We start from the raw sequence: 16,689 nt of genomic DNA, 5'->3' as shown, positions 1-16,689 counted from the left end.
GGCGGGGAATGGCGGGCGGGTTCCGAGTCGGCGCCGGCGCGCCTGATCGACCGGCGGGGCGCGCGACTGCTAGTCCTCGGCCGGCTCCACCGAGGCGGGGACGCCGAGGAAGCGCTCGAGGTCGGCGACGGATGCCGCGAGCGCATGTTCCTCCGCAGGCGACCGCTTCCGCCACGAGACGATGCGTATGGTGGCGCGTCTGGTCTGCACGACGGGCGCCCACCTTCCGGCCATGACGCCGTCGATGAGCAGCGCATGCCCCGGGGACTCCGCGTGCAGCGTGTCGAGCTCGTCGGGCAGGAGGAACGACCGCGGTGGCGCGTACCCCATGATGTATTCGTCGTATGCCTGCAGGAGGTCGACCGCCGGCCTCGAGGCATCCGACACCGGCGGTTCGGATGCCGCGTCGACGTGATGCGGCGTGCCGTCGACCTCGACCGTCTCGAGCCGCCCGTCGGCGACGTGCGCCGCGTCGGCGAACGCGCGCCGGGCGTCGGTGAGCGTGAACCCCGACCAGGCGGCGAAGTCGCGTTCGGTGACCGGGCCGCGGGAGGCGATGAAGCGCGCCGCGAGCTCGGCGAGGGCCTCGCCGCGCGGACGCGGCGGCGACGGCGGCACGCGCTCGTCGAACGCCGCGTGGGTGCGCTGCTTGCCGACGCCTGTGCCGCTGATCGCCACGCGCTCGAGCTCGGCGAGCATGAGCAGGTAGGTGAACGCGATGCCGGTGAACGGCGTGCCGGCGGCCTCGAGCGCTGCCGCCAGTTCGGCGCGAGTCCGATGGCCGCCGGCGAGCGTCTCGGCGAGCACGTCGAGACCGCGAGTCGCGACCTCGCCCTCGACGCCCGTGCGGCGGTAGTACAGGGCGTTCTGCTTGTGGACGCGCTCGGTCGAGAGCTCCAGGAGCCATCGGGCGTCGGCGGAGTGCACGTAGTGCCACGTCGGGCGCAGCACGTGCGTGCGGAGGATGTCGCCCGCATCGATCGCCGCGGCGACGGCGGCGGCATCCGGTCGCCGATCGTCGGCAACGCGCTGGGCCAGCCCCCACTGCGACGGCAGGTACTCCTGCGCCTGCACCGCGACGAACCGCCGCACCACCTCGGGCGCGGAGGCGTCGAACGGAGCCCGCAGACCCTGCACCCGCAACCTGAGGGCTCGGAGCGCGTCGAGGTCCACCGCTAGGTCACGTCCCGCCGCCACGTCGTGGCGCCGCCGATCACGGTCGCGACGACCGCGATGCCGAGCAGCACGAGCCCGCCCTGCCACCACTCGAGCGTCGCCGACGCCGACCCCGCCGACATCATGCTGTAGATCGAGGCGCCGACCAGGGCGTCGCTCGCGGCGCCGGGGAGGAACCTGCCGATGCTCGCGGTGACGTCGCTGAAGGATGCCGCGAGCCGGAGGATCGGCTCGACGAACTGCGTGAACGCGATGACGATGACGATCGCGGCCACCTGGTTCGGCACGAGCGCTCCGAGGCCCACCCCGATCGCGCCCCACAGCGCCATCGCGAGCACGCCGCGACCGATGAGCGCCCACGTGTCGCTCTGGTCTAGGCCCGTGTCGAGATCGAACGCCGCGAGCGCCGCGGCCCCGGCGCCGACCGAGGTGGCGAAGGCGGCGACGCCCAAGCCGGCGCCGACGACGAGCTGCGACACGAACTTGCCGCCGAGCACGACCGAGCGGTGCGGCTCGGCGAGGAACGTGGGCGAGAGCGTGCGGTGCCGGAACTCGCCGGTGACCGCGAGCGCCCCGAGCAGCACCGGGAACACGTAGCCGATCGACGACGCGAAGGTGTAGATGAGCGACGGGAGGTCGACCCCGGGAGGAACGGCCGTGTTGCCGCCGGTGGCCGCCGCGGCCTCGGGATTGCGCACGACCCATCCGAGGAACGCGCCGAAGCCGCCGGCGAGCGTGAGGACGTAGGCGACGAGCAGCAGCGCGAGCAGCCACCACATGCGGGTCGTGAACACCTTCTGGAACTCGGACGCGATCGAGCGGAGGAACGACATCACTCCTCACCCCCGCCCACCAGCGAGAGGAACGACTCCTCGAGCCCCGACTTCAATCGATGCAGGGCGCTCAGCTCGACGCCGCCGAGGAACGCGGCATGGCCGACCCGGCCGGGGTCGGGCTCGTCGACGATGAAGCCGCCGCGGCCCTCGGTATACTCGAGCCCGGCCTCGTCGAGGGCCTCGGAGAGCTTCTCGCGATCGGGGGAGTCGACGATCGTGCGCGGTGCCGCCTCGAGTTCGAGGCTCGTGAGCGTGCCGCTCTTGACGAGCCGCCCCTTCGAGATGATCACCACGTCGTCGACGCTCTGCTGCACCTCGCTCAGCAGGTGCGAGCTCACGAGTACCGTGCGCCCCTCGCGGGCGAGCGACTGCAGGAAGCCGCGGATCCACTTGATGCCCTCGGGGTCGAGCCCGTTGATGGGCTCGTCGAGCACGAACACCCCCGGATCGCCGATGAGCGTGTACGCGAGCGACAGGCGCTGCCGCATGCCGAGCGAGTACCCGCCGACCCGCCGGTCGGCGAATTCGGCGATGCCGACCATCTCGAGCACCTGCTGCACGCGTTCGACCGGCAGCCCCGCCGCCGTGGCGTACACCTTCAGGTGGTTCCGCGCCGTGCGACCGGGGTGGAAGGTCGCCTCGAGCGCGGCCCCCACCGTCTCGAGGGGCCGCGGCAGGTCGTGGTAGGCGGTGCCCCCGAACGTCGCCGTGCCGGCCGTCGCCCGCACGAGCCCGAGCAGCACGCGCAACGTCGTCGTCTTGCCGGCGCCGTTCGGGCCGAGGAAGCCCGTCACCCGGCCCGGCTCCACCGTGAAGCTGAGGTCGTCGACGGCGGTGACCGGGCCGAACTGCTTGCTGAGCCCCTCGATCACGATCGGGATGCCGCCGGCCATACGTGCTCCTCACGTCGTGGGGCGAGCGTGGAGCCGCGGTGGGCCGCGCCCCGCCCGGCCCCGGCGGTCGTGCCGCCTCATGGCCACCCTAGCGAGCGGCACCGTCACGAGGCATCAGTCGCATGGGTGATTCCCCAGTGCGGCCGGGTGGATGTTCCTACCATGGGTCCATGGCCCGGTTGCGGTTGCGACTCCTGGGCGTGGGCGCGATGGCGTCACCGCGGTACTTCCCGGCCGGCCTCATCGCCCTGGCGCCGTCGGGCGCGGTGATGTTCGACGGTGGGCTCGCGGCAGTGCCCGACGAGACGGCCGGCCGGCCGAGCGCGTGGCTCGTCACCGATCTGCGGGCGGAGCTCATCGCCGACATCCGCCGGCGCGCCTCGACGTTCGGGCTGCGCCCGGAGGTGACCGCGTACGCCGCCGACGACCTCGTGGTCGAGCCGCGCCCCGTCGAGCACACGAGCCACCAGACGTGGGGGTACGAGCTCCGGTGGCAGGGGCGGACGGCGGTCTGGGCGCCGGAGTTCTGGCGCTTCCCCGAGTGGGCCGCGGGCGCCGATCTCATGTTCGCCGATGCCGCCGGCTGGTCGCGGCCGATCCGCTTCCGGGGCGGCGTCGGCGGGCACGCGGCGGTCTCGGACACCGCCGCGGCCGCCCGTGCGGCGGGAGTCGAGCGCCTCGTGTTCGCCCACGTCGGGCGGCCGACGATCCGGGCGCTCGACGCGGGCGCGGTTCCGGAATTCGGCGAGATCGGGCGCGAGGGCGGCGAGTACCTGCTCTAGGGTCGGCGCTCGCCGCGCGCTCGGCGCCTCAGTTCAGCTGTCGGATGTCGCGGGGCAGCACGCCCCCGTCGTAGAGGTCGCTGGCGAGGTCCTGCAGGGCGCCGAGCACGACGCGTTGCGTGTTCGGGCCGTACGAGAGGCGCGCGACGCCGAGTGCCTGCAGCCGGGCGGGTGCGGGGATGTCGGGGAGGCCGATGAGGCTCACGCGGCGTTCGCCGATGCCCGCGACGAGTTCGGCGATGACGTCGTCGCCGAAGTTTCCGGGCACGAAGACGCACGTCGCACCGGCGTCGAGGTAGGCGCGTCCGCGCTCGATCGCGTCGGCGAGGTTCACCTCGCGCGCGCGGTCCCTGCCGCGCAGGAACGCGTCGGTGCGGGCGTTGAGCGCGAACGGCACGCCCTCCGCCTCGGCGGCGGCCACGGCGGCCTCGACCATGGCGACCGACTCGGCGAGCGGCCTGAGCTCGTCTTCGAGGTTGGCGCCGGCGACGCCGACTCCGATGGCGCGGCGGATCGTCTCGCCGGGGTCGCCGTAGCCCGCCTCGAGGTCGGCGCTCACCGGCACGTCGACGGCGTTCGCGATGCGGCCGACCATGTCGAGCATGAGGTCGACGGGGATCTGCTCGCCGTCGGGGTACCCGAACGTCGCGGCGATCGAGTGGCTCGCCGTCGCGATCGCGCGGGTCTGGGGCAGGGCGGCGATGGCGCGAGCGCTCACGACGTCCCAGACGTTCACGACCTGGAGGAGTTCGGGGGCGGCGTGCAGGCGACGCAGTTCGGCCGCGGTGTCAGCGAGGGTCATGGGCTTCAGCCTATGGCTCTCCTCAGCTCGCGAGGGCGCCGGCGAGTCCGCCGAGGAGGCGCTCGACGTCGGCGGCATCCGTGTAGGGCGCGAGTCCCACACGCAGTCCGCCCGCGTCGCCGAGACCGAGGCGCCGCGAGGCCTCGATCGCGTAGAAGCTGCTCGACGGGGCGAGCACCCGGCCCGCGGCGAGCGACCTCGACACGTCGGATGCCGCGTGCCCCGCGAATGTCGCGAGCAGCGTGGGGGTGCGCCGCGCCGCGCGCGACCAGACGGTCACGCCCCCAAACGCGGCGATCCCCTCCTCGAGCCGCGCGCGCAGGCCGGCCTCGTGCTCGTGCAGCGCGGCGTACGACGCCACGAGTCGATCACGACGCGACGAACCCGCGCCCGCGGCATCCGAATCGAGTCCCGCGAGCACGTCGACCGCGGCGGTCACGCCCGCGAGCAGTTCGTAGGGGAGCGTGCCGAACTCGAAGCGCTCGGGCACCACGTTCGTCGCGGGCAGCAGCTTGTCGGGCATGATCGTCTCGAGCAGGTCGGGCCGAGCGGCGAGCACGCCGCAGTGCGGTCCGAGGAACTTGTACGGCGAGCACACGAAGAAGTCGCTGCCGAGTTCGGCGACATCAGGCAGCTCGTGGGCGGTGTAGTGCACGCCGTCGACGAACACGAGCGCGCCGACCTGGTGCGCGGCGGCCGCGATCGCCGGCACGTCGGGGATGGTGCCGATGAGGTTCGACGCGGCGGTCACGGCGACGAGTCGGGTGCGTTCCGAGAGCAGGGCGGTCACGGCATCCGTCGACAGCTCGCCCGTCTCGGGATCGAAATCGGCCCACCGCACCGTGGCGCCCACATGCGCGGCCGCCTGCACCCACGGACGCACGTTCGCGTCGTGGTCGAGCCGTGTCACGACCACCTCGTCGCCCGCGCCCCAGTCGCCGGACAGGTGCCGCGAGAAGTCGTACACGAGCTGCGTGGCGCTGCGCCCGTGCACGATGCCACCCGGGTGCGCGCCGAGCAGGTCGGCCGCCGCCAGCCGGAAGCCGTGAACGGCGGCCTCGGCCCGCACCTCGGACTCGCCGACGGCGCCCCGGTTCGACAGCGGACCGGTGAGCACGGATGCCACGGCGTCGCCCACCGCCCGCGGCGTCTGCGTTCCGCCGGGGCCGTCGAAATGCGCCCATCCGCTCTCCAGCGAGGGGAACAGCGAGCGGATGCGGGCGATGTCGTAGGCCATGGGACGAGAGCCTACTTCGGCCCGCACACGGGGGCGGTGACCGCCCGGGGGCGGACGCATACGATGGGTCGATGCGCCGCTTCCCCTCGACCAACCGCCTGCTCGGCGCCATGCTGCTCACCGGGAGCCTCGCGTTGACGGGGTGCGTCTCGACGACGGGGCCCGCACCGGGCGTGCCGCAGACGAGCGAGGCCGTCGGCAGCTCCGGTGACGAGGATTTGCTGCGGCTCATCCGCCCGTCGTTCATCGATGAGCACGACCGGGTCGCGGTGGCCGTGATCGAGGGCGACGAGGTGCGCACGGCGTTCATGGGCGCCGACGAGTCCACGACGTTCGAGATCGGCTCCATCACGAAGGTGTTCACGGGCGAGCGGCTCGCGCAGGCGATCGAGCGAGGCGAGGTGAACGCCGACGACCCCGTGGGGCAGTACCTCGATCTCGGCGATGCGCCCGTGGCATCCGCGACCCTTCGAGACCTCGCGGCGCACCGGTCGGGCCTGGCAACCTTCCCCTCCGACCCCGAATTCGTCGAGCGGGTCACGGCCGACTACGAGGCGGGGCGCGACCCGTTCGACGAGAGTCTCGAGGAGGTGCTCGCCGCAGCCGGCGGAATGGAACTCGCCGCTCCGAGCACGTTCTCGTACAGCAACATGGGCGCCACTCTGGTCGGCCATGCGGTGGCCGCGGCGGCCGGAACCGACTATCCCGCCCTCGTGTCCGAGCGCCTGCTCGACCCGCTCGGACTCGACGGCGCCTCGCTGCCGCTCGACGATTCTGCGGTTCCCGGCGGACATGCGGGGGGCACCGATTCCGAGGGAGATCCGGTCGAACCGTCGACGCTCGCCGCGTACGCGCCGGCGGGCGGCATCCACGCGACCGTCGGCGACCTGGTGACCTTCGCGCAGGCCGTGCTCGACGGGCCGCTCACGGACAGCGCCGCGCAGACCGGAACCATCGAGGTGGGCGACGGCTCGACGATCGGGTACTTCTGGAACGTCCGCGAACAGGGCGGCAGCCGCATCGTGTGGCACAACGGCATGACCCTCGGGTTCGCGAGCGTGATGCTCATCGACACGACGAACGGCACCGCCGCGATCGTGCTCGCGAACCAGAGCGAGCCGGTCGACGACGTCGGCGCGACGCTCCTCGCACGCCTCGACTGAGCGGCGCCGCGCCGCCCCGGCTCGCCACGACTAGCATGCAGTCATGGGCGAGGTGGGCGCCGAGGCATCCGGAGCATCCGAGGCATCCGGGGCGGAGGCGACGCCGGCCGAGCGGCGCCGTCTCTCGTTCACGACGATGCTCGACGGGTTCTTCTTCGTGTTCGCGGGCGTCGCGTCGGTGTGGCTCGCGTGGCTCGTGCTCAGCCAGTCGTTCGAGTTCGGCTGGTTCGGCATCGCGTTCTTCGTGGCGTTCTGGCTCGTGCTCGCCTACCTCGTGCTGCCCCGGTTGCACCGCATCCTCACCGCGATCTACGTCCCCGAGTACTTCATCGGGCGGGCGCGCACGAGCGACGGCCTGCTCGGCGATCCCGTGAACCTGGCGCTCGACGGGAGCGAGGCATCCGTGCACGCCGCCATGCGCGCCGCCGGCTGGACGCGCGCCGACGACGTCACGCTCGCCTCGAGCTGGCGCATCGTCACCTCGACCGTCACTCGCCGCAGCTACGACGAGGCGCCGGTCAGCCCGCTGTTCCTGTTCCACCGCCAGCAGGACTTCGCCTACCAGCAGGAGGTCGAGGGCTATCCCGCGCGCCGCCACCACGTGCGGTTCTGGCAGACGCCCGAGGGGTGGCTGCTGCCCGGCGGGCGCCGCGTCGACTGGCTCGCGGCGGGCACGTTCGACCGCAGCGTGGGCTTCTCGCTCTTCACCCTGCAGGTGACGCACAAGATCGACGCCGACATCGACGTCGAACGCGACCACATCGTCGCGACCGTGCTCGGGTCGAACCCTGCGGCGCGCGTGGAGGTGCTGCGCGACTTCTCCACCGGATACCACTCGCGCAACGGCGGCGGCGACACGATCCGGACCGACGGGGACCTGCCGGTCATCGACGTGAGCGACGTGCCGGTGGGTGCGCTCGAGGCCGCGATCGAGGCCGACGCGAGCGAGGCCGCGAGATGAGCGGCGCCGACGGCCGGCGCGCGCCCGTCGAGAAGCGACCCGCCTTCGAGTCGCCCGCGGTGCTCGCGACCCCCGTGACGCCGCCGCCCTCGATGCGTCGCCCGGCCGCGACCGCCTTCGGAGCCGGACTCGTGGTGGCGCGCGTCGTCGCCGGCGTGGTGTGGCTCGTCGCGCTGGGGGTGCGGTGGGACGAGGTCGTGCGCGAACAGGTCGACCTCGTGCTCGAGCCGGGCACCGACGTCGCGGCGGCGTCGGCCGTCGTGCTCGCCGTCCTGCTCGCCGCCGGCGGGATCGTGCTCGCCGCCGAACTCCTGCTCGCCGTGCTCATCTGGTTCGGCAGCAACTGGGCGCGTATCGCCGTGATGTGCTTCGCGACGATCAGCATCGTGGTCGCGTGGGTCGACTCGGTGACCGGCACGACCGAGATCACGCTGCGTACGACCTTCATCACCCTGGCGCTCGACATCCTCGTGCTACTCGCGCTGTCGAGCCGCAACGCCCGGGCCTACGCGCGACGGCCGCGGCAGCGGGTCGTCCTGCACCGGCGCTGGGCCGGCGACCGGGTCGTTCGGCGGCGTCGCGGCTGAACGCCTGAACGCCTGAAGTCCGGAACGGGACCTGGGTCCATGGCGGCGGGCCCGGCGCGTCTGCGAGAGTGCCGGAGTGACCCGCATGCCCCGCTCGACGGCCGTCCCGCCCGCACTCCTCGTCGGTCTCCTGCTCGCGGGCTGCACCGCTGGGCCCACGGATGCCTCGGCGCCGGCCGACACGCCGACGGCCGCGCCGTCCGCGCCCGCGAGCAGCGTCGGCGACGACACCCGCCCCGGCGCCGTGCGCGACGTGATCGCGGAGGCGATGGACCGGTGGAGCCTGCGGGCCGTGATCGTGCGCGTGCAGGACGGCGACGACGTGGTGATCGAGGAGGCGTTCGGCGAGTCCATGACGGGCGTGCCCGCGACCACCGGGATGCACTTCCGAAGCGGCGCGATGTCCATCCCCCAGATGTCGACCGTCCTCCTGCAGCTCGCCGAGGAGGGTGAGGTCGAGCTCGACGACCCGATCGCCGAGTGGCTCCCCGACGTGCCGAACGCCGACCGGGTGACGCTCGGCCAGCTCGCGCAGATGACCTCCGGGTACGCCGACTACCTCTGGAGCGACGAGCTCATCGCCGAGATGCTCGCGGATCCGTTCCGCGAGTGGTCGCCCGAGGAGTTGTATCCGTTCGGGACATCCCGGCCGCTGCTCTACGAGCCCGGCACGAACTGGAACTACGCGCACACCGACTACCTCCTGCTGGGGCTCGCGCTCGAGGAGATCACGGGGACCCCGGTCGACGAACTGCTCGCCGAGCGGGTCCTCGAGCCGCTCGGGCTGGAGGAGACCGCGGCACCCGGCACCCCGGAGATCGCGGAGCCGGTGCTGCACGCCTACACCTCCGAGCGACGCACGCCCTTGGGCGTCCCGCCCGGGACGCGGTTCATCGAGGATTCGACCTTCTGGAACCCGTCGTGGACCCTCGCCCGCGGATCGATGCAGTACACCGATGTCGCCGACGCGGCCGCCCTGATCCGTGCAGTCGGGCGCGGCGACCTGCTCGACGACGAGTCCCACGACCTGCAAGTCGCACCGACCCTGCGCGGCGCCACGAGCGAGGTCGAGGGCTGCGTTCGCGGGTGCCTCGTCCAGGACGAGGCGTACACGTACGGCTACGGCATCGTGCTCACGGGCGACTGGATCATGCAGAACCCGGCGTTCTTCGGATACGCCGCCGCCGCCGGACACCAGGCCGACGACGACCTGACCGTCTCCGTCGCCGTCACGTACCTCGAGGACGCCTTCGCCGAGGACGGCAGCGTTCCGAACCGGGCGACCTCGCTGTTCCGCGAACTCGCGATCGCGATCGCTCCCGACCGGATGCCGCCGGGTCGCGGCTGACCGAGGTCCCTCGGCGCGTCAGGCGGCGCGCAGCCAATGGTCGGCGACGAGCTCGCCGGCGAGCACCTCGGTGAGCGCCGCGACCGAGTCGTCGCCGTCGCCGGCGAACCGCAGCGTGAGCTCGGCACCGGGCAGGTCGCGTCCGACCGCGGCGAACCGCGAGCCGCGGGCGGCCATCCACTCGAGCGCCTGCGCGTCCCACGCCGAGCCGGCGTACACGAGCGCGCGATAGTCCTGCGTCTTGGTGAGGTACACGTCGACGTGCGACCAGTCGCCGGTCTCCGAGGCGTAGGCCGCCCGGCGCGGCACCTCGCGCAGCATGAGGGCCGCCTGCTGCGCGCTCGACGCGCGCTCGGCGGGCGCGAGGGTCCAGGTGCCCATGGGCGCGGCGAGCAGGTCGGCCAGCGGGGCGAGCCAGTCGGCGGATGTCGCGAGCAGCTCGTCGTTCGCCGCGGCGGCCGACCGCGTGGCATCCGCATCGAATCGCGCGGCCGGCTCGGTGCCGAGGAGCTCGGCGAGCACCGCGTCGAGCACGGGGAACGTGGCCCGGAACGTGCGGCAGGCGACCCCGGATGCCTCGACGCCGGCGCCGAGCGGCACCAACACGTCGGCCAGCCGCGCGAGTTCGGACGCCGGCCGGTTCGTCACGGCGACGAGCCGGCCGGTGCCGCGGTACCGTTCGACGGCGCGGAGCACCTCGGCGCTGCCGCCGGTCGCCGAGACGGCGACGACCGCGAGGTCGGGCGTGGCGGGCGGCAGCAGCTCGGTGCTCGCGAGCTCGACCACGACGTTCGCGCCGACCGCACGGTAGCGCCGGGCGACCACGTCGGCGGCGTAGCGGCTCGATCCCATGCCGAGCACGAGCACGCGCGACGCGCCGAGGGTGGGGAGCCGCTCGAGTCCGGGCAGGCCGGCCCTGAGCGCGTCGGCGAGCGCCGCGAGCGTCTCGGGGATCAGTTCGAGGTCGGCGCGAAAGGCGGCGGTGTCCACGGTTCCTCCGGGTGGTCGTTCGACGAGGGATGACGGTACGTGATCGCCGCGTCGGGCGCATAGCGCCACACCGGCAGGAAGCGGTCGGCGTAGTGCAGCTCGGCGACGAGCTGCTCGGCCTCGAACCCGGGCAGGAGGCCCGGGTCGAAGAGCTCCGCCCGGCCGAGCGCCGCGCGGTACGCGTCGAGCAGCTCGGTGCGGGCGCGATCGGCCCAGTCGAACGCGCGGGTGTCGACCCGGCCGGCTCGCTTCTGCGCGACGGCGGCGACGAGGTCGAGCGACACGAGCAGGTGCGCGATGTCGCGGGCCGCGGCATCCGGTCGCTCCCGCTCGTCGGGCGAGAGCTGGGGGTCGCCGTCGAAGTCGATGATCGTGTAGCGACGGCTGCCCGCGGGTGCGGGCGAGGCGAGCACCTGGCCGACGTGCAGGTCGCCGTGGATGGGGAACTCGAATCCGGGCCGGGTCTCGCCGAGCGAGCGGATGTCGCGCTCGAGCGACGTGCGGCGATTCCGGAGCCGTGCGCCCGACGGCCCCTCGGCCGCGGTCACTGCACTGCGCAGGGCACCGGCCGCTCGCGTGAGGCGGCGGCCCGCGGCATCCGTGCCCGCCTGTCGCGCGTCGGTGCCGAGCGCGTCGTGGACGTGGGCGACCCGCGTGCCGAGGATCGCCGGCCAGTCGGGGTCCGCCTCGCCGCCGAGCACGGCGACCACGTCGTCGACCGCCCAGGTCCAGCCGTCCTCGGCGCCCGGCAGGTATTCGGTGACGATCGCGAGCGTCGAGGTGCCGAGTCGCGGATGCCGCCATTCGACGCGGCCCTTCAGGCGGGCGACGTCGTCGGAACCGGCCTCGGCGAGCCGCTGCAGCAGCCTGGCTGCGCGGTCGGCCGCCGCCCAGCGCCCGACGAGCTTCACGACGAAGCGCCCGTCGACGACGACCGAGGTGTTGGTCTGGTCGACGGCGATGGCCTGTTCTCCGGCACCGGCGGCCAGGTCGTCGACGACCCGCCGCGCGAGCGCCAGCGCGACGCCGTCGCCGGCAGCCGGAGCGCCACCGTCCACGAGGATCCGACCGTCGGGGTCGACGGCCAGCACCCGGTCGGCGATGCTCGGCCGTTCGCCCTCGATTTCGGAGTTCATTGAATTCGGATTGTAACTATTGGGAAAACTCGCCGCCAGTATGTCCGGTCATCCATTGCGGTTCCTTCATTCGTGGTGCAACAATCGCTCAACCCGTTCCGAGTGCCCCAGGAGGACCACATGCCCACCACGCGACGGATCGCCGCGGCCGCGGCCGGCACGATCGCCCTCGCCCTCGCCGCTACTTCGTGCTCCACCGGTGGCGGTGGCGATGTCGACCCGAACGCCGACATCAGCGAGCAGACCCTCACCGTCTCGATCTGGGCGGACTACTACCCCGAGGATCTCGCCGAACAGTTCGAGGAGGCGACCGGCGTCAAGACGACGATCGTCAACCACACCACCAACGAGGACATCGTCGCCAAGCTCACCGCGAGCGCCGACCCCGGCATCGACGTGGCCTTCGTCTCGGGCCAGTACGCCCAGGCCCTGGGCGAGCAGGGGATCCTCGCCGAGCTCGACAAGTCGCTCATCCCCAACGAGGAGAACCTCTACCCCGAGGCGCTCGAGCTCGACTACGACCCGGGCAACGTCTACTCAGAGCCCTACGCGTGGGGCACGACGGGTCTCTGCTACCGGCCCGACCTCACGGGCTTCGAGCCGACGTCGTGGAACGACCTGCTGAACCCGAAGCCCGAGCTCGTGGGCAAGACCACGATGCTCTCGACCGACCGCTGGCTCGCGATGCCCGCCCTGAAGACGATGGGCTACTCGCTGAACACCACCGACGACGCCGAGCTCGAGGAGGCCAAGACGCAGCTCATCGAGACGAAGTCGACGCTCCTCGCCTACGACGACACGACCTTCTACTCCAAGCTCGTCTCGGGCGAGGCCGCGATGGTCGAGGCGTGGGACGGCTGGTGCAACTACGGCATCGCCGAGGACCCGTCGATCGGCTTCGTCATCCCCGAGGAGGGCTCCGACCTGTGGGTCGACACCATGACGGTGCTCGAGTCGTCGGAGAACAAGGAGGCCGCGATGGCCTTCATCGACTTCATCCTCGACCCCGAGATCCAGACCTGGGTGGCCGAGAACATCCTCTACAAGGTGCCGAACCAGGCCGCCATGGAGGCGCTCGACCCGGCGCTCATCGAGTCGTACCCGACCCTCGGCATCACGGTCGACGAACTCTTCGAGCAGGAGGTGATCGTCGACCTCGGCGACGACACCGTGAAGTACGTCGACCTCAACGCCGAAGTGCTGGCCACCAACTGACGCCGTGACCTCGACGCTCGACCGGGACGCCCCCGCCGCACCGCCGACGCGCGTGCGGCGGGGGCTCGCCCCGCTGCCCTTCCTCGCGCCGGGCATGCTCTTCCTCATCGTCTTCATGGCGATCCCGGTGGGGCTGCTCGCGTTCTACACGTTCTTCCGGCGGGGTCGCTTCGGCGGCATCGTGTTCGAGTTCACGCTCGACAACTGGGTGAAGCTGTTCGAGCCGCTCTACGTCGGCGTCATCCTGCAGTCCATCGGGCTGGCGCTCGTCGTCACGCTGCTCGCGCTCGCCATCGGCTACCCGATGGCCTATGCCATCGCCGGACTCTCGCCGAAGTGGCGGACCGTCGCGCTCGTGGCGATCGTGCTGCCGTTCTGGACCAACTTCCTCATTCGCACCTACGCCTGGATCCTCCTGCTCAACAACGCCGGCTGGGTCAACCAGTGGCTGCAGGGCCTCGGCATCACCGACGAGCCGATCAGCATGCTCTACACGCCGCAGGCGATCGTGGTGGGCCTGCTCTACATGTACCTGCCGCTCATGGTGCTGCCGCTCTACGCGTCGCTGCAGCAGCTCGATCCCGCACTCCGCGAGGCGGCCACGAACCTCGGCGCGACGCCGTGGCGGGCGTTCCGCACGGTGACGCTGCCCCTGTCGCTGCCGGGTGCCCTCACCGGATGCATCTTCGTGTTCGTTCCGGCGATGTCGAACTTCGTGATCCCCGAGCTCATCGGCGGCGGCAAGACGATCATGGTCGGCAACCTGGTGCGCGACCAGTTCTTCGAGGCCCGCGACTGGCCGTTCGGCGCGACCCTCGCCCTGCTCCTGACGATCCTGCTCGTGCTGGTGATCCTCGCCCAGTCCGCGGTGTCGCGCCGCCTCACGGAGGGACCGCGCCGTGGCTGACCCGACCGCCCCGGCCGCAACGGCGGCCCCGACGACCACCGCGATGCGCGAGCTCGACCCCGACGCGCGCCCGCGCGCGGTGCGGAGGCCCCGGGGCATCCTGGTGCCGCTGTGGCTCGGCTACGTGTTCCTGTACCTGCCGATCCTCATCGTCGTGGTGATGAGCTTCAACGACTCGTCGAACCTGTTCGTGTGGCGCGGCTTCTCGCTGCGCTGGTACCCCGAGCTCTTCGAGAACCGCGAGATCATGCAGGGGCTCGTGAACACGCTCATCGTCGCGACGGGCGCCACCGCCATCGCGACCGTGCTCGGCACACTCCTCGCCTACGGCATCCAGCACTACACGCGCGGCGGGCTCGTGCGGGCGTTCGCGATCGCCCCGGCGATCCTGCCCGACCTGCTGCTCGGCATCGGCCTGCTGACGTTCTTCTCGCTGCTGACGGTGACGCTCGGCCTGCACTCGGTGATCCTGGCGCACGCGGTGTTCGCCACGGCGTTCGTCACGGCCATCGTGCTCGCCCGCATGGCGAACCTCGACCCGAGCCTCGAGGAGGCCTCGCGCGATCTCGGCGCGGGGCCCGTGCGCACGTTCGTGCGCGTGACGCTGCCCCAGCTCGCCCCCGGCATCGTCGCGGGGGCGCTCCTCGCGTTCACGCTGTCGCTCGACGAGTTCGTGATCGCCTTCTTCACCACGGCGCCCACGCAGCCCACCCTCCCGATCGTCATCTACTCGATGGTGCGCTTCGGCGTCACGCCCGAGGTGAACGCCCTCGCCAGCCTCCTCCTGCTCGTGAGCATCGTCACGGTGATCGCGGCGCAACGACTGACCCGACTGACAGGAACCCCGAAGTGAGCACCGCACCCCTCCTCCGCGTCGACGGCGTCCGCGCCGTCTACGGCGACACGGTCGCCCTGCACGGCGTCTCGCTCGACATCGCCGACAACGAGTTCTTCGCCCTGCTCGGCCCCTCGGGCTGCGGCAAGACGACGCTCCTGCGTTCGATCGCGGGCTTCGAGACGCCCGAGTCGGGCCGCATCGAGGTCGACGGGCGCGACCTGCTCGGGATGCCGCCGCACAAGCGGCCCGTGAACATGATGTTCCAGAGCTATGCCCTCTTCCCGCACCTCAGCGTCGAGCGCAACATCGCCTACGGCCTCGAGGCCGAGGGGCTGCCGAGAGCCGAGGTGCGGCGCCGGGTCGGCGAGGTCATGGAGGTCGTCGGCCTCGGGCACCTCGGCCGCCGTCGCCCCGCCCAGCTCTCGGGGGGACAGCGGCAGCGCGTCGCGCTCGCGCGCGCGATCGTGAAGCGACCGCGGCTCCTGCTGCTCGACGAGCCGCTCTCGGCACTCGACCGGCAGGTGCGCGCCTCGATGCAGCTCGAGTTGAAGCGCCTGCAGCACGAGGTCGGGCTCACGTTCGTGGTCGTCACGCACGACCAGGAGGAGGCCATGTCGATGGCCGACCGCATCGCGGTGCTCCGAGAGGGCCACCTCGAGCAGCTCGCGACGCCGCAGGAGCTCTATGCGAACCCGGCGACCCGGTTCGTGGCCTCGTTCATCGGCACGGCCAACCTCCTCGACGGCTCGGCCACGACCGCGGGCGTCGAGGTGCCCGGTGTCGGCGCCGTGGCGGGGACGCACCGGTTCGCCGCCGGGGCGCCGGCCACCGCCGTCGTGCGTCCCGAGGACGTCGAGCTGTCACCGGATGCCGCGACCGCGTCGTTGCGCGGCACCGTGGTCGACACGTACTTCCTGGGCGGCGCCTCGACCATCTCGGTGGAGGTGCCCGGCGTCGCCTCGCCCATCCTCGCGAGCGTGCACGGCGCGAGCCGGCTGGCCCGCGGCGACGTCGTCGGCGTGCGGTTCGGACGCGCGGCCGTGGTCGCACACGACGTACCCGCGGCATCCGCTGCCGAGTCGGACGCGACGGACGCGACCGCGGGCGCTGCGGGCGCTGCGGGCGCGCCTCAGGAGGAGGTCAGCGCGTGACCGGTCGCGACCCGCGCGAACGACACGATGAGCTCGAGGGCGGCGTCGTGGTCGATCGTGGGGTGCTGGGCGATGATGCGGTATCCGTAGGCGTCCTCGAGGGCGACGAGGTTTCGCGCGACGACCAGCGAGGGCTGCGTGAGCGAGAAGATGCCGCGCGCGGCGCCCTGCTCCAGCACGACCTGGTACATGCCCACCTGGCGGTCGTAGAGGGTCGTCAGCAGCGACGCCATGAGCGGGTTGCGGCCGGCCGAGCCGCCGAGCTCGCACAGCAGGCGCACCTCGGTGTCGTCCGGGCCGCTGGGCAGGCCCGACTCGGCGAGGGCGAGCAGTCGCGTGACCGGGTCGTCGGGAAGCTCCTCGAGCATGCGCACCCGACCCTCGTAGAAGCGCTCCATGCCCGCGCGGTTCGCCTCGAACATCAGCTCGTCGATGTCGGGGTAGTAGTAGAGCACCGCCCCCGACGTGAGACCGGCCTCCTCGGCCACGCGGTTCAGGCGTGCGCCGTCGGGCCCGTGCGCCGCGATCGCCCGTTGCGCCGCCGCGACCAGCTGGCTGCGACGTTCCTCCTGCCGCTTCGGCCTGGCCATACCGCTCCTCCCAGCAGACGGATTGTCTGCACCGTCGGTCAATATTAGGGCGAATCGACTTGATTTCACACACTCCT

At 72.1% G+C, this 16,689-nt stretch carries 17 protein-coding genes; 9 read left to right on the top strand and 8 right to left on the bottom strand.

What is annotated here, in order from left to right:
- Positions 1-69: 69 nt before the first annotated feature.
- The 3 genes from EZM51_RS11320 to EZM51_RS11310 are packed head-to-tail and all read right to left on the bottom strand — an operon-like array spanning position 70 to position 2,905.
- On the bottom strand, positions 70-1,173 hold the full coding sequence (locus EZM51_RS11320; RefSeq protein WP_169053882.1) for a winged helix DNA-binding domain-containing protein: 1,104 nt from the start codon (positions 1,171-1,173) through the stop codon (positions 70-72).
- A 2-nt stretch (positions 1,174-1,175) separates the two neighbouring features.
- Entirely contained in the window at positions 1,176-2,009 is an 834-nt protein-coding gene (locus tag EZM51_RS11315; protein WP_136708350.1) for an ABC transporter permease, read from the bottom strand.
- Positions 2,009-2,905, bottom strand: a complete 897-nt coding sequence (locus tag EZM51_RS11310) for an ATP-binding cassette domain-containing protein (protein ID WP_136708349.1) — start codon at positions 2,903-2,905, stop codon at positions 2,009-2,011. The genes EZM51_RS11315 and EZM51_RS11310 overlap by 1 nt, the downstream gene beginning before the upstream one ends.
- A gap of 170 nt (positions 2,906-3,075) precedes the next feature.
- Between EZM51_RS11310 and EZM51_RS11305 the strand changes: the two genes are divergently transcribed.
- A complete protein-coding gene (locus EZM51_RS11305; protein ID WP_211195889.1) occupies positions 3,076-3,687 on the top strand; it encodes an MBL fold metallo-hydrolase in 612 nt (203 codons plus the stop codon).
- Positions 3,688-3,715: 28 nt separating this feature from the next.
- Here the strand turns inward: EZM51_RS11305 and EZM51_RS11300 are convergent, their stop codons facing one another.
- Positions 3,716-4,489 carry an isocitrate lyase/phosphoenolpyruvate mutase family protein gene (locus tag EZM51_RS11300; protein WP_136708348.1) on the bottom strand — a complete coding sequence of 258 codons (774 nt, stop codon included), beginning with the start codon at positions 4,487-4,489 and terminating at the stop codon, positions 3,716-3,718.
- Positions 4,490-4,511: 22 nt separating this feature from the next.
- Positions 4,512-5,726, bottom strand: coding sequence for a cysteine desulfurase-like protein (locus tag EZM51_RS11295; protein WP_136708347.1), 1,215 nt, complete (start codon positions 5,724-5,726; stop codon positions 4,512-4,514).
- Between the two features lie 71 nt (positions 5,727-5,797).
- Here EZM51_RS11295 and EZM51_RS11290 point away from each other — a divergent pair, with 71 nt between their 5' ends.
- The 4 genes from EZM51_RS11290 to EZM51_RS11275 all read left to right on the top strand — a co-directional run bounded on the left by EZM51_RS11290 (position 5,798) and on the right by EZM51_RS11275 (position 9,785).
- Positions 5,798-6,889 (top strand): serine hydrolase domain-containing protein, encoded by a 1,092-nt coding sequence (locus EZM51_RS11290; RefSeq protein ID WP_169053881.1) that lies wholly within the window; start codon positions 5,798-5,800, stop codon positions 6,887-6,889.
- A 43-nt stretch (positions 6,890-6,932) separates the two neighbouring features.
- Positions 6,933-7,850 carry an LssY C-terminal domain-containing protein gene (locus EZM51_RS11285; RefSeq protein ID WP_248305602.1) on the top strand — a complete coding sequence of 306 codons (918 nt, stop codon included), beginning with the start codon at positions 6,933-6,935 and terminating at the stop codon, positions 7,848-7,850.
- Complete coding sequence (locus EZM51_RS11280; protein WP_136708345.1) at positions 7,847-8,437, top strand: hypothetical protein; 591 nt, start codon at positions 7,847-7,849, stop codon at positions 8,435-8,437. Before EZM51_RS11285 ends, EZM51_RS11280 begins: the two co-directional genes overlap by 4 nt.
- A gap of 85 nt (positions 8,438-8,522) precedes the next feature.
- Positions 8,523-9,785, top strand: coding sequence for a serine hydrolase domain-containing protein (locus EZM51_RS11275; RefSeq protein WP_136708419.1), 1,263 nt, complete (start codon positions 8,523-8,525; stop codon positions 9,783-9,785).
- 18 nt (positions 9,786-9,803) lie between these two features.
- Here the strand turns inward: EZM51_RS11275 and EZM51_RS11270 are convergent, their stop codons facing one another.
- Together EZM51_RS11270 and EZM51_RS11265 are read right to left on the bottom strand one after the other, a co-directional pair.
- Positions 9,804-10,775 (bottom strand): SIS domain-containing protein, encoded by a 972-nt coding sequence (locus tag EZM51_RS11270; protein ID WP_136708344.1) that lies wholly within the window; start codon positions 10,773-10,775, stop codon positions 9,804-9,806.
- A complete protein-coding gene (locus EZM51_RS11265; RefSeq protein WP_136708343.1) occupies positions 10,739-11,911 on the bottom strand; it encodes a hypothetical protein in 1,173 nt (390 codons plus the stop codon). The genes EZM51_RS11270 and EZM51_RS11265 overlap by 37 nt, the downstream gene beginning before the upstream one ends.
- Before the next feature lie 120 nt (positions 11,912-12,031).
- Between EZM51_RS11265 and EZM51_RS11260 the strand changes: the two genes are divergently transcribed.
- Genes EZM51_RS11260 through EZM51_RS11245 form a run of 4 tightly spaced genes read left to right on the top strand, consistent with a single transcriptional unit; the run spans position 12,032 to position 16,022 of the window.
- A complete protein-coding gene (locus tag EZM51_RS11260; RefSeq protein WP_136708342.1) occupies positions 12,032-13,126 on the top strand; it encodes a spermidine/putrescine ABC transporter substrate-binding protein in 1,095 nt (364 codons plus the stop codon).
- A gap of 4 nt (positions 13,127-13,130) precedes the next feature.
- Positions 13,131-14,033 (top strand): ABC transporter permease, encoded by a 903-nt coding sequence (locus EZM51_RS11255; RefSeq protein WP_211195887.1) that lies wholly within the window; start codon positions 13,131-13,133, stop codon positions 14,031-14,033.
- Positions 14,026-14,886 carry an ABC transporter permease gene (locus EZM51_RS11250; protein WP_211195886.1) on the top strand — a complete coding sequence of 287 codons (861 nt, stop codon included), beginning with the start codon at positions 14,026-14,028 and terminating at the stop codon, positions 14,884-14,886. Before EZM51_RS11255 ends, EZM51_RS11250 begins: the two co-directional genes overlap by 8 nt.
- A complete protein-coding gene (locus EZM51_RS11245; RefSeq protein ID WP_136708341.1) occupies positions 14,883-16,022 on the top strand; it encodes an ABC transporter ATP-binding protein in 1,140 nt (379 codons plus the stop codon). Before EZM51_RS11250 ends, EZM51_RS11245 begins: the two co-directional genes overlap by 4 nt.
- Here the strand turns inward: EZM51_RS11245 and EZM51_RS11240 are convergent.
- Positions 16,001-16,612: a TetR/AcrR family transcriptional regulator gene (locus tag EZM51_RS11240; protein ID WP_136708340.1), complete on the bottom strand. Its 612-nt coding sequence runs from the start codon at positions 16,610-16,612 to the stop codon at positions 16,001-16,003. The two genes, EZM51_RS11245 and EZM51_RS11240, sit on opposite strands and share 22 nt — an antisense overlap.
- Positions 16,613-16,689: the final 77 nt, after the last annotated feature.

Source organism: Agromyces sp. H66 (assembly GCF_004959775.1).
GTDB lineage: Bacteria > Actinomycetota > Actinomycetes > Actinomycetales > Microbacteriaceae > Agromyces.
This window is presented reverse-complemented; position numbering and strand designations above follow the sequence as displayed.